9 protein-coding genes and 1 other annotated feature are annotated in these 13547 nt (G+C 40.7%); of the genes, 6 read left to right on the plus strand and 3 right to left on the minus strand.

From position 1 onward, the window contains the following. Window positions 1-70 precede the first annotated feature (70 nt). Window positions 71-293 (plus strand) — a binding site (T-box leader). A 42-nt stretch (window positions 294-335) separates the two neighbouring features. From HNR63_RS07860 to HNR63_RS07875, 4 genes are all read left to right on the plus strand, one after another. After that, entirely contained in the window at window positions 336-2960 is a 2625-nt protein-coding gene (locus HNR63_RS07860) for a valine--tRNA ligase (protein ID WP_085788748.1), read from the plus strand. 62 nt (window positions 2961-3022) lie between these two features. Beyond that, the gene (locus HNR63_RS07865; RefSeq protein ID WP_181520367.1) at window positions 3023-4327 is read left to right on the plus strand and encodes a bifunctional folylpolyglutamate synthase/dihydrofolate synthase; all 1305 of its coding nucleotides are present in this window, start codon (window positions 3023-3025) and stop codon (window positions 4325-4327) included. Window positions 4328-4385: 58 nt separating this feature from the next. After that, window positions 4386-7847 carry an Ig-like domain-containing protein gene (locus HNR63_RS07870; protein WP_181520368.1) on the plus strand — a complete coding sequence of 1154 codons (3462 nt, stop codon included), beginning with the start codon at window positions 4386-4388 and terminating at the stop codon, window positions 7845-7847. An 18-nt stretch (window positions 7848-7865) separates the two neighbouring features. Then, a complete protein-coding gene (locus tag HNR63_RS07875; protein ID WP_181520369.1) occupies window positions 7866-8714 on the plus strand; it encodes an ankyrin repeat domain-containing protein in 849 nt (282 codons plus the stop codon). Window positions 8715-8723: 9 nt separating this feature from the next. On the opposite strand, the gene HNR63_RS07880 is transcribed toward HNR63_RS07875, so the two are convergent. The 3 genes from HNR63_RS07880 to HNR63_RS07890 are packed head-to-tail and all read right to left on the minus strand — an operon-like array spanning window position 8724 to window position 11512. Beyond that, window positions 8724-10361: a hypothetical protein gene (locus HNR63_RS07880; RefSeq protein WP_181520370.1), complete on the minus strand. Its 1638-nt coding sequence runs from the start codon at window positions 10359-10361 to the stop codon at window positions 8724-8726. Between the two features lie 13 nt (window positions 10362-10374). Next, window positions 10375-10944: a PulJ/GspJ family protein gene (locus HNR63_RS07885; protein ID WP_181520371.1), complete on the minus strand. Its 570-nt coding sequence runs from the start codon at window positions 10942-10944 to the stop codon at window positions 10375-10377. Continuing rightward, window positions 10928-11512, minus strand: a complete 585-nt coding sequence (locus tag HNR63_RS07890) for a type IV pilus modification PilV family protein (RefSeq protein WP_181520372.1) — start codon at window positions 11510-11512, stop codon at window positions 10928-10930. Before HNR63_RS07890 ends, HNR63_RS07885 begins: the two co-directional genes overlap by 17 nt. Window positions 11513-11599: 87 nt before the next feature. On the opposite strand from HNR63_RS07890, the gene HNR63_RS07895 reads away from it, so the two are divergent. Both HNR63_RS07895 and HNR63_RS07900 read left to right on the plus strand, forming a co-directional pair. Next, a complete protein-coding gene (locus HNR63_RS07895; RefSeq protein ID WP_181520373.1) occupies window positions 11600-12796 on the plus strand; it encodes a hypothetical protein in 1197 nt (398 codons plus the stop codon). Then, complete coding sequence (locus HNR63_RS07900; protein ID WP_181520374.1) at window positions 12793-13539, plus strand: PRC-barrel domain-containing protein; 747 nt, start codon at window positions 12793-12795, stop codon at window positions 13537-13539. Before HNR63_RS07895 ends, HNR63_RS07900 begins: the two co-directional genes overlap by 4 nt. Window positions 13540-13547 lie beyond the last annotated feature (8 nt).

The following is a 13547-nucleotide window of genomic DNA, read 5'->3' on the forward strand; positions in this document are numbered from 1 at the left end:
AAAAGAGTGAAAATGTGGCAAACCTTATTGACGATTCGTATGATTTTTATATAGTATTATGTATGAATAGAAAAAAGCGAAGATAGGGAAGAGTACGGCGTAACCTGCCTTGCAGAGAGGGAAATCAATAGCTGCGAGATTTCCTAGGTTTGTGGTCGTCGGAAGGTCGCCCTGGAGCTGCTTCTTTGAACGATAGTAGAAGAAGCCGGCACGTCGCCGTTATCGATTTGAGTGCTTAAGCATCGCTTAAGAAAAAAGGTGGTACCGCGAAAGAGTCTCCTTTCGTCCTTTTCGGATGAAGGGAGTTTTTTATTTTAGTGAAGGAGGGATTTTTTATGTTACCGCCAAAATATGACCACCGTGCTGTCGAGGCAAACCGTTATGAATGGTGGTTAAAAGGAAAGTTTTTTGAGGCAACAAGCGATGAGAAGAAAAAGCCATTTACGATTGTCATTCCACCGCCAAATGTGACAGGAAAGCTTCATTTAGGACATGCGTGGGATACGACGTTACAAGACATTATTACACGGATGAAGCGCATGCAAGGGTACGACGTCTTATGGCTTCCGGGCATGGACCATGCGGGAATTGCAACGCAAGCGAAAGTAGAAGAAAAGCTTCGTCACGAAGGAAAAACACGTTACGATTTAGGGCGTGAACGATTTGTGGAAGAAACATGGAAGTGGAAAGAAGAATATGCGGGACATATTCGTTCTCAATGGGCTAAGCTCGGCCTTGGGCTCGATTATACGCGCGAGCGCTTCACGCTCGATGAAGGGTTATCAAAAGCAGTGCGGGAAGTATTCGTTTCGTTATATAAAAAAGGGCTCATTTACCGCGGCGAATATATTATTAACTGGGATCCGGTGACGAAAACAGCGCTATCGGACATTGAAGTAGTATACAAAGATGTGCAAGGTGCACTATACCATATGCGTTATCCGCTTGCGGACGGTTCTGGCTATATTGAAGTGGCGACGACGCGTCCGGAAACGATGCTTGGCGATACAGCAGTTGCAGTTCATCCAGAAGATGAGCGTTACAAACACCTTATCGGAAAAACAGTCATTTTACCGATCGTTGGTCGTGAGATTCCGATTGTCGGCGATGAATACGTTGATATGTCGTTCGGTTCAGGGGCGGTTAAAATTACGCCAGCACACGATCCAAACGACTTTGAAATCGGCAACCGTCACAACTTGCCGCGCATTCTTGTGATGAACGAAGACGGTACAATGAACGACAACGCCCTTCAATATAAGGGACTTGATCGTTTCGAATGCCGGAAACAAATCGTGAAAGATTTACAAGAACAAGGCGTGCTATTTAAAATCGAAGAACATATGCATGCAGTCGGTCATAGTGAGCGTAGCGGTGCAGTCGTTGAACCGTATTTATCGACACAATGGTTTGTGAAAATGAAGCCGCTCGCTGAAGCTGCCATTGAACTACAAAAAACAGAAGGAAAAGTAAATTTCGTTCCAGAACGATTTGAAAAAACGTATTTACATTGGATGGAAAATATTCGTGACTGGTGCATTTCCCGTCAGCTTTGGTGGGGACATCGCATTCCAGCATGGTACCATAAAGAAACGGGCGAAGTGTATGTAGACCATGAGCCACCAGCAGATATCGAAAATTGGGAGCAAGATCCAGATGTATTAGATACATGGTTCAGCTCTGCGCTTTGGCCGTTTTCGACGATGGGGTGGCCAGATGAAACATCGGCAGATTACAATCGCTATTACCCAACAGATGTGCTCGTGACAGGCTATGACATTATTTTCTTCTGGGTATCGCGCATGATTTTCCAAGCGTTAGAGTTTACTGGAAAACGTCCATTTAAAGATGTGCTTATTCACGGATTAGTGCGCGATGCGCAAGGACGGAAAATGAGTAAATCGCTTGGCAATGGCGTCGATCCGATGGATGTCATCGATCAGTACGGTGCGGATTCGCTTCGCTATTTCTTAGCGACAGGAAGCGCGCCGGGTCAAGATTTGCGCTTTAGCACAGAAAAAGTTGAAGCGACATGGAACTTTGTCAATAAAATTTGGAATGCGTCTCGTTTTGCGCTTATGAACATGGAAGGATTCACGTATGATGACATCGACTTAAACGGTGAAAAAACGGTTGCAGATCATTGGATTTTAACGCGCTTAAATGAAACGATCGAAACGGTGACAAAACTTGCAGATAAATACGAGTTTGGCGAAGTCGGTCGCGTGTTATATAACTTCATTTGGGATGATTTATGCGATTGGTATATTGAGATGGCGAAGTTACCGTTATACGGTGAAGATGAACAAGCGAAAAAGACGACGCGCTCAGTGCTTGCTTATGTGCTCGATCAAACGATGCGCCTCCTTCATCCGTTTATGCCGTTTGTAACGGAAGAAATTTGGCAACAGCTTCCGCATGAAGGAGAGTCGATTACAGTTGCTCCGTGGCCGCAAGTTCGTCCTGAACTAAGCAATCATGAAGCTGCTGAGCAAATGCGTTTGCTTGTTGATATTATTCGCGCGGTGCGTAACATTCGCGCTGAAGTAAATACTCCATTAAGCAAGCCAATTACGTTACACATTAAAGCGAAAGAAGAGCACATTGCAACAACGCTTGAGAAAAACCGCTCATATATTGAGCGTTTCTGCAATCCGAGTGAACTTGTGATTGGCACAGCGATTCCAACTGTTGAAAAAGCGATGACGGCTGTTGTGACAGGTGCGGAACTCAGCTTGCCGCTTGAAGGATTAATTAATATTGAAGAAGAAGTGAAACGCCTCGAAAAAGAGTTACAAAAACTCGATCAAGAAGTCGAGCGTGTGCAAAAGAAATTAAGCAATGAAGGATTTTTAGCGAAAGCGCCAGCGCACGTCGTCGAAGAGGAGCGGAAAAAAGAGCGCGACTATATAGAAAAACGTGAAGCTGTTCGCGCCCGTCTTGCACAATTAAAGCAATAGTTTTATGATGAAGACGAATCCACTTTGGGTTCGTCTTTCATTTTGCACAGGAGGGATTTTTCATGGTTCGCACATATAAAGAAGCAGTCGATTGGATTCATAGTCGTTTATCATTCGGTGTAAAGCCGGGATTGAAACGAATGGAATGGATGATGGAAAAACTCGGTCATCCACAACGCCGCATAAAAGCAATTCATGTTGGTGGAACGAATGGAAAAGGTTCAACCGTTTGTTTTTTACGTCATATATTACAAGAAGCAGGGTATCGTGTCGGAACATTTACATCGCCTTATGTTGAACAATTTAATGAACGGATTAGCATCAATGGGCAACCGATTTGTGACGTTGATTTAATGAAACTCGTCCAAGTGATTCAACCTTTGGCAGAAGAATTAGAACAGACGGAATTAGGTGGTCCGACTGAATTTGAAGTCATTACGGCTATGGCGCTTTATTACTTTGGAAAAATGAACGTACAAGACGTCGTCATTTTTGAAGTAGGACTTGGTGGTCGCTTAGATTCGACGAACGTCATTTATCCGCTCTTATCGGTGATTACAAATGTCGGTTACGATCATATACATATATTAGGGAATACACTTGAACAAATCGCATTTGAAAAAGCGGGAATTATAAAAGCAGGGATCCCTGTTGTAACTGCGATCGACCAGCCTGAAGCTGTACGGGTCGTAGAGGAAAAAGCAGTATCTGTACGTTCGAAAGTATATGCGCTCGGTCGCGATTTTACCGTTTTCGCTCATGAACCGACGAGCGATGGGGAACGTTTTTCATTACAAACACCGTTTACGACATATCATGATGTCACGACGGCGATGTTTGGCGAGCATCAAGTGAAAAACGCAGCACTTGCGCTAATGGCGGCTGATTATTTACGCACGTATTATTCGTTTTTGATTGAGCGAGAACATATGTATAACGGCGTTCGGAAAGCCGAGTGGCTCGGACGATTTGAAAAGATGAACGATCGCCCACTTATTATTATTGATGGGGCGCATAACGAAGAAGGAATCGATAGCCTCGTGGCGACAATGAACGCCCATTATCCGAACCATCGTGTGCATGTCCTTTTTACAGCGTTAGGGGATAAACCAGTCACAGCGATGATTCGAAAACTAGAAACGATTGCACATACGCTGACGTTTACAACATTTGATTTTCCACGCGCTCTGTCCGCCGAACAACTAGCCGAACAAGCGACACATCCAAACGTTCAATGCACGAACGATTGGAAACAATGGCTAAAAGAAAAACGAAAACAAGCGGGAAAAGACGACATCATTTTAATTACAGGTTCGCTTTATTTCATCTCAAACGTACGAAATTTTATAAAAAATAAATATAAATAATGGCAAGATTACTGGTATAATAGATAAAAAATAGGACTTTTGAAAGGGGGAGAGGTGGGTGAAAAGAGCTGTTTCGGTGTTTTTAACACTTCTTTTGCTTGTTCCTTTGTTTATTCCTGTTATGACTGTGCGAGCTACTGATAATATCACATACAATGTGCTCGAAATTGTTAGTCATGCCGATCAATTATCTTCGTCACCGTTAAAAAAAGAACTAGGAAGTACGTCGAATATAAACGTGACGACGATGACGATGAAGCGCTTTGTCGCTTTGCGGGACGAATTAGACGGGAAATATGATGCTATTGTCATTTCGAAGGGGAATTATGATCCTAAGAAGATACCAGATAATGCGCCGACACTTAGCAAGACAGAACGAGAGAAACTGCATAATACAGCGGATGTATTAAATGACATTACAGACTTAAAAGCTAGACAAATAAAAACATTTTATATTGACAAGGGGTTACCTGTTTTTCTTCATGACGATAGTATGAAAAAACATCCAACAAGTAAACTGCATAGCTACTCTCAATCAAATGCATGGACGACAAAGCAAAATGTTATTTTCTTCACAGCGAATACGAACATAAAAAACTACTTTGCGACAAATGGCACGAAACGTCCTCATTTCGTGTTAACAAATGCCCCATCTCCTACACAAACGTATAAAAAAGGGGACACATTGTCGTTCGTATATCAAATCACCAATTATACGCAATTTCAAAATAAATTGCTAACTGTAAACTTATATATTGACTCTGATTTTAACGACAAATATACGAGCGAAGAAATTGTCGCGTCTAAACAAGTACAAGGAGCGACAGGAACGATTTCATACACGCTTCCAGCTGGTTATTCAGGTCCGCGTTATTGGAAGGTAGAAATCGTTGATGAAACGAGTGCGTTAAAAGATTATGAAAAAGGATTTGTGAAGTTTCAAGATGTTGTCGCAAACATTAAAGTGTTACAAATTCGTAAAGGGAACGATGTGAGCTCATTATTAAATATAGAAAATATGGACCCGAAATTTTTAAGTCGTGCGAACGAATATAACATTCATATTGATGTGACAACATTAGATGATTTTCAAAAAAGCAAAACGTACGAACCGAATTACTCACATGAAGTGATTAATGGAAAATATGATATGATCATTTTTGGATTTGCCGATTGTTATAACGGATGTGGATCTACTACTCTAAATCCAAATGCAGTCCAATCCGTTAAAAACTTTATTCAATCTGGTCAAAGCGTTATGTTTACACACGATGTCATGTTCGGACCACCAAATAACGTATGGGTCAGTGAATTTGGTCCGATCGTTGGACAAATTCAACCGTGGACAGATTTAGGAAATGGAGCTCCAAGTCCGTCAACAAGTACAAAACAAGTGAATAGTGGTTTAATGACAAATTATCCTTTTGCACTAAGCGATAGCATTGCAATTGCAGAAACACATAACCAATACTATACGCTTGATTTAGAAGATGAAAATATTATTGTGTGGTATAACATTAATGGCTCTCCACGTGACGTATATGACAGTTGGAATCACTATTATACGTATTCCAAGGGAAATGTGACTTATTCCGGAACAGGTCATGTTGGGGCTTCAAGTGCATTAAGATACGAGAACAATAAAAAAAGATTTCCATTTGAAGAACAAAAACTATTCGTCAATACGATGTATCGTGCGTTTTTCGGTTCGAACCATGCACCGCAGTTGACAGTTATCACACCGAAAGAAAACGAAAAAATTCCGAGCAACCAGCCGATTGAGCTATCGTATAAAGTGGAAGATTTAGATTTAGTTGACCGAACGTTTTCAACGAAAGTATGGTTAAACGGTCAAGAAGTGTATGCTCAAAACAATGTGCCAAACGGAAAGACGATCATTCAATCTATTCCACACAATATGCCAAACGGTGGGACAGCGACGATTAAAATTGAAGCAACAGATGGGCGTGGAGCAAAAGTAACAAAAGAATTTCAAGTGATCATTGAAAAAGTATCGGCAAATATCGAAGTTAGTCGAACGATTTCAAAAACGCTCACACCTGTTAACGAACCGATCGCGATGCAATATACGTTAACACCAAAACCGTTATCTTTATTAACGAATACGTTGTTAAACGTAACGAACGTCGCGTTTGAAGAAAAATTGCCGGCAGGCATTGAAGTTGTCTCATTGCCAAACGGATTTACAAAACAAGGAACGGTGACAGAAGGTTATACAATTCAAGGAACGTTGCCTGATATTTCGTTTATTAAATCAGGAACAACGTATATTGCTGAACCGCAAACGTTTACGATTCAAGTGAAACCGACGGCGAAAGGAACGTTTTCGCTCTCACAAGCTAAACTGACGTACAAAGATATAAATACGCAAGTCGTTAATTTATCGTTTAATGCCGTATCTTTCGTTTCTGATTACAAAGTGACAGATGCAACGCTGCCAAGCACAATTTTTGTGAACCGTGGTGTACCAAAAAATGCGCGGCTATTGTTAAACGTCTTGCCGCAAGAAGCGACAATTGCATCAGTAGAATGGAGCGAAAATAGTAATGGGCAAGTCATTTCGATTGACCAAAACGGCGTCATTACCGCAATACAAGAAGGAACAGCACAAGTGACGGCAAAAGTAAAAGACATGTTCGGTAACGTCAAAACAGCGACAATGACGGTCATTGTACGCATTCCAGTCGATTCGATAACAATTCAAAACTTTACTGTTTATGTCGGTGAAACGATTCCGATTCCAATAACCGTATCACCTTCGGATGCGAAAAAAGCGGTATCTTATTCACTAGGAAATAGCTTGTATGCTGAGGTGAATGGTGCAAACGGAACGATTACAGGATTAAAAGAAGGGGTAACGACGTTAACTGTTCAGGCGTTCAATAGAAATGATGAACTCATTGAAAAAACGGTGACCGTCACAATTCAGTCGATTCCGGTAACTGCCGTTGTCGTCTCACCAACAATTGTAAATATGAACATTGGTGAAACGGTTACGCTCACCGCAACGGTTGCGCCAAATAATGCGACGTATAAAACAATTGAATGGCGCTCGTCCAATCCGAATATCGCTTCTGTCGATGAAAACGGTCGTGTCACAGGACTAAGCACAGGGCAAGTGACAGTGACAGCGCAAGCACACAACGGTGTGATCGGAACAGCAATCGTGCATGTTGGTTCGCCGCTGACAGGTATTTCCCTTCCATCGACGTTACTTGTCCAAAAAGGAAAAACGATCAATGTATTGCCATACATTGCACCGATTCCAGCTAATGCGACGACAAAAATTGTAAGCCGTTCATTTACTGTCGAAAATAGTTACTATGCCGTTGTCGATCAAAACGGGGAAGTCACTGCGAAACGTCTCGGTGAAACACCACTGACGGTGAAACTCGTTGATGAAACAGGAAAGACGTGGACGGCATCAACAGTCATTCGCATTGTTGAACAAGCGACAGATCCAACGAAAGGCGGAAATAAAAACGGCTGGCTGTACTAATGAAGGATGTGAACACGTATGAAAAAAGTGATGATGCTAGTTGTCATCATCAGCTTATTAAGCGGATGCTTCCCGTCAAAAGAAGAAAAGCAACAAAAATTCATCAAAGCGATCGAGCAAGGAAACATGGAAGCGGTTCGCGACTATATGAAACAAGAAAAAAACATTAACTTTAAAATGAACAATGAGACACCGCTTGATGTAGCAATGCGGAACGGTCAGCGTGAAATTGCGGTACAACTATTGAAAGCTGGAGGAAAGTCGGCTGTCATGCCGCTTCCTCCCCTTCATTTTGCACTTGCTTCTTCTTTGGCTCAAGGGGATGAAGAAAATATTGAAATTGTGAAACAAATGGTGAACGAACAGACGGTGCGTGAAAAAGATAAGGAAAACAATACCCCATTGCATATCGCTGCAGGGAGTGGAAATCTTTCTCTCGTTCAACTCGTTTGCCAATACGATGTTGATGTCAATGCAAAAAATAAACAAGGTGAAACGCCATTATTGCTTGCTGTGCAGGCAGGGAATGTGGATGTTGTCCGCTTTTTATATGAACGGGGAGCAAATACGGAGATCGCCAATGAAGCCGGTGAAACGCCATTATATAAAGCTGTTGAACGAAATTTTATTGACGTAGCAACATATTTATTAGGGAAAAAGGCAAATGTCAACGCAAAAACGAACATCGGAAAAACGCCATTAATGGTTGCGGCAGAATACGGATATGATGAGTTAGTAACGCTTTTACTTCGTTACGGAGCCGATGTACACATAAAAGATCAGACGGGTAACACAGCGCTTTCTCTTGCGCAATATTGGAAACATGAAAACATAATCAAACAGCTAAAAGAAAAAGGAGCGAAGTAGCTCCTTTTTCTATTGTACCCGCAGTTCATCAACGATGACGGCAAGCTGTTTGACAAGCGGTAAACCGAGACCGCGGTTAATAAATACATCTTTATTATGTTTGACAACAAAGCGAGCATATTGTTTTTGTTCTTCTTCTGATGATATAGGCGCTTGAAACGAAAGATTCGTTCCGCTATCGCTCGTTTCCCCGCGATACGTATTGATGATTAACCCGTTTTCATCTGTGTACGGAATGATTGAGCTATTCCCGCGCGCAAATAGCCCTCCTTCAATATTTACATATGAACCAACAGCATACATCACAGCATTGCTATCTGTATAAAAAAATCCTTTTAAATTCGGGGTGGTGAGTGAAAAATTGTTCGTAAATTCGTTCACGCGGGCGATTTCGAGCTCTCCTTTTGTTAATAATACGACTTCTTTTCCGTTTAAGCCGCTAATCGTCGTATTGTAAATCGAAGTATTTCCGTTGACGTAAACAGTAGAATCGAACGCCACTTCCCCTGTAATCGTTAAGTTGCCGAGGACAATGATGTTTCCTGAAATTTGTAAAGGAGAACTTCCTGCGTTTTCTAATGTCAAGTCGCCGTTTACAATTAACCATTGGTTATCATTTAAAGTCAATGAAGAAATATCAAAATAAGGAATCGTACTCGTATCAAGAAAAATAGATTTTCCGCTTGCAATTGCCCCTTCTAATGCGGTTGATAAATCGATAAGGTCATTAACGACAACAGTCACAAACGATGATTTTACTTGTTCTATAAGCTCTGATAATGGTAAAGAAATGAGATTTCGATATTGCGTTTGTTTACTTTGATCAAATGCATCAATACCAGCTGCGGAGAGCAGTTTATCTTTTAATGTGAGATCAAAGTTCACATCAATAAACTCCTCTTGTTCTTTTTGGACGCTCGGTCCTTGATATTGAAACGACAGGGAGCTAGATGAAAAATCGTTCATGTTTTTTGTAAATTCGTTTGATATCGTGTAACAACTTTTTGCTCCGTTTCCGTGATCGCATGCATAGCGATTTCCTTCAACAAACAATATACTTTTTTCGCTTGTCGTCGGGAATGATGTTTGCACAGAATAAAGCGTTGAGTTGTAAATATAGTTAGCGACGTTTGTGATGTATATATTTTTCCCTGCATATATATTGCCATCAATATATGCCCCGCCATTTAATGTGACATTTTCACGGGAGCCAAGGGCATATTTTAAAAAGCTTGGCGCATTCGTAATAATTACTTCGCGTGTAACGACTTTTTTTCCGTAAGGGGCAGATATGCGAAAGACGCGCGTAAATAATTGATTGCGCACAATTCCTTTCGCATCCGTTATATCTTCGATCGTGACGCCATGGCGGTTCATGAGCTCGTTCAAAAAACCTGCTTGTGCATTGCCTAAATCAAGATCAAGCTGCGCAGGGGTTGATAACGTTAACTGTTCGACTTTTACTTTCAGTTCAGCGATCGTTTCTTCTACGTTTTTGACGGCATCGTGAAGCGATGTGACATCTTCTATACGCACTTGTGTAAATTTTGCTTGATATATGCTAACAGATAAAATCGTAAGCCCGATAATAAAAAAGACAGTGACGGTTAGCATCACGAGCACAAGACTGTATCCTTTTTCGTTCACATCCATCCCCCCTTTAAAAACCGAATTGTGATTGTAACGTAAACGGTTCAATATATAATGGATCATCCGGATTTCGATGATCGTTGTCTTGAACAGATAAACGAATCGAAATGATGCCGCTTTTACATACGTTTTGTTGTTCTCGAATGCACGTATAAGTGAATGTAGATTGTTCAGGAATAATTCGTAAGTTAGGTGTCGTAATTTGTTTGCCGTTCATTTGTAACGTTCCGGTTGACGCGTCGATCATGATTTGTAGCGTTTCATTTCCTTTTTCCCTTTCTTCCACGAGCCCTGTATTTGTATCAATTTCTTTTTTTACTTGATTGACAAATGTAAGTGTGTAGTTATTTGACTCATCTTTTTTTAAACCGTCCGGCGCCAGCGTATAAAGCTCGTTAAAAATTGTAGTCATTAATATGTCCGCTTCGCTTCGTAGTTGATTTTCAATGCCGATGCGTTTATACGCCTTCGTTCCTGCTGTAAATACGCCGTATGCAGAAGCGGCAATGATCGATGTGATCGCTAGCCCAACAAGCAGTTCGATAAGCGTCAATCCTCGTTCATTAGCGAATACGTTCATCGGCGATCACTCCTTTTAATACGACTACTTCGTTGTTTGAACGAACGGTGACATATAAACGAAGTAAATAATTGCTTACGTCTTCAGCCATTTCTTTTTCTTGTTGAATCACTTGTTTTAAAGGGGCAGGAAATTCAGTTGGTGGGTTTGTTTTTATTTGCGACCATATCGCTTGATCGTATGGAATGAGCCAAGCTTGTACGTCTTCTTCATCGTATGCGACATTGTTAATCGTCGGTGAAAAAACAGCTTTACATACATTTTCGTTAGGGAATAAAGACGAATTTGAACACGATGAAGCATCAAAACGAACAAAAGGTGTTTGTTGTGTGATATGATCGGTTGTATATTTGGCTATTGTTTGAAAATCAAGCTGTTCCATATAATGAATCACACCGCGTGCAATATTTATAGCAACCGTTTTTGATTGATTATATGTCGTATATGTCATCGCATTTGTAAAAAACATAAACATGCCACTGACAACAAACGACAAAATGACGATCGATAGGAGCACTTCAATTAAAGTAAACCCACGTTCAAAAATATTCATTTTCTTTTGACACATTTTCCTTCTCCTTCTTTTAAAATACATAACTTTATTATACAATATGTTAGAGTTAGGTGTTGTATCATTTTGAATGGGGGGAGCGACTTGGCGTACTTATTTTTTGCGATCTTTTTTCTCATATTAATCCCCATCTATATTCGGTTGCCTTTTGGGTGGACAAAAAAAGGGATTGCTCTTGTATTAACGGTCGCTTGTTTATTAAGCGCTTTTGGCATCATTGCGATCGAACAATTTCCATTATGGCAAGCTACATTGTTTCTTTTTCTTTTAGTGATCGCAAGTACATATTTACTTGAACAAAAGCTCGGTCATTTATTTTATGCACGCATTTATGAGCACGGTTTTATTGTCGAAGATGACGGAGAAGATGAGCGAAAGGATGAACAGCCGCTTGTTAGGAAAGAAGCGGTGGAAGAAAATCCGAAAAATGAGTTGCAACAAGTAGATGACACCGATGTCAAATGGAGTGAGGGTGATTGGCAGGAAGTCGAGCAACCCGTTTCGCTCGAGCCGTTAAAAGATGAATATAATGATACGATTGAACCGATCGCGGATATGGACGATGTCATTGAACCGTTACACAACGATGACATAGATGTAGACGAAGCGTTTATCATGCAACAACGGTGGGATGATTTGCTTAGCGAAACAAGTGATGAAACGTCACGCGATGAAGTATTTGGGAGTGAAATAAAAGAAGGGCTTGATATAGAAACGCTCGCTATCGTAGAACAACCGATCGAACAAATGGCTAACGAACGACATGAAAGCGAAACGACGTTACAAAGTCTTGTCGTACATACAGTGAGCGAGCAAGAAATGGATATCATTCCGAGTATCGATCATGCTTTACACGAGCAAGACGAAGGGACAAACATTCCGATGATTGAAGAAGCGGTTGTTTATGAAGAACAACTGTTTCAGAGCGCATATGACGAGATGGAAACAACATCGGAAGAAAACACAAATGAACCTTTGCGTATACTTCCAAAACCTTTGCTAAAAAATTTACTTGCTTCTTTATACGCGATGCGTCCAGCGTTGTCGGATGCGGAATATGAACAGCTTATTCATAAACATTTGCACCCTCGCTTACACGAACAAGATTATTATACATTTGCAAATGTATTAATGGAGCATTATGTAGCTTCAAAACAATATGAAAAGCTACATCTTTTTGCAAAACAATTGTATGCTCAATATGGGTCTTATCCAATGATTCAACAACAATTAACACATATGATACATTACGCTGAACAAAAAATGGGGTGGAAAAAATGAAAAGTAGCACACAAGTTATTGGTCTTCCAGTCATTAGCATTCAAAACGGAGTTCAACTCGGACAAGTGAAGTCACTTGTCTTAAACCCAGAAAAAGGAACAGTCGATTTTTTAATTGTTGATCAAGAAAATTGGGAAATTAGTATGAAAGCGATTCCGTTTCGAAACGTCATCGGAATTGGTGAATTTGCGGTAACGGTTGAAGAAGAGCGAGCTGTGCTCGATTTAAACGTCATTCCGATCGCAAATGAGCTTGTCAATAAAAAAATTTCGATTAAACAAGCGAAAGTAATGACAAGAAAAGGACAATTGCTTGGCGAAGCAACGGAGTTTTATATTGACGAAGAAACCGGACAAATTACCGGGATTGAAGTGCAAATTGGAAATGAATCTCGCATCGTTCGTGCTGATCACGTCATTACGTATGGAAAAGAATTATTAATTGTTCATGAAGATGCACAGCAAACAGTTGCTTCGGACGTGAGTGAATTGTTGCCACTAAAAGGGACGCAAGTAGAGCCCCTTATTGAACAAATTGCTCCAAAAACAGTTGAAACTGAACTTGATGAGTTGCGTCGAAAACAAATTGATATGTTAACAGGAAAACGAGTGTTAAAAGATATTGTGGATGCAAACGGTCAAATATTCATCTCGAAAGATACAATTTTAACGAAAGAACATATTATTCGTGCCCAAGAAGAAGGGCCAGACGTTGTTATTGAACTGTCGATGAATGTCGAGTAAGGAGGCGT

Origin of the sequence: Anoxybacillus ayderensis (genome assembly GCF_013761015.1) — a bacterium.
In the GTDB taxonomy this organism is placed as follows: domain Bacteria; phylum Bacillota; class Bacilli; order Bacillales; family Anoxybacillaceae; genus Anoxybacillus; species Anoxybacillus ayderensis.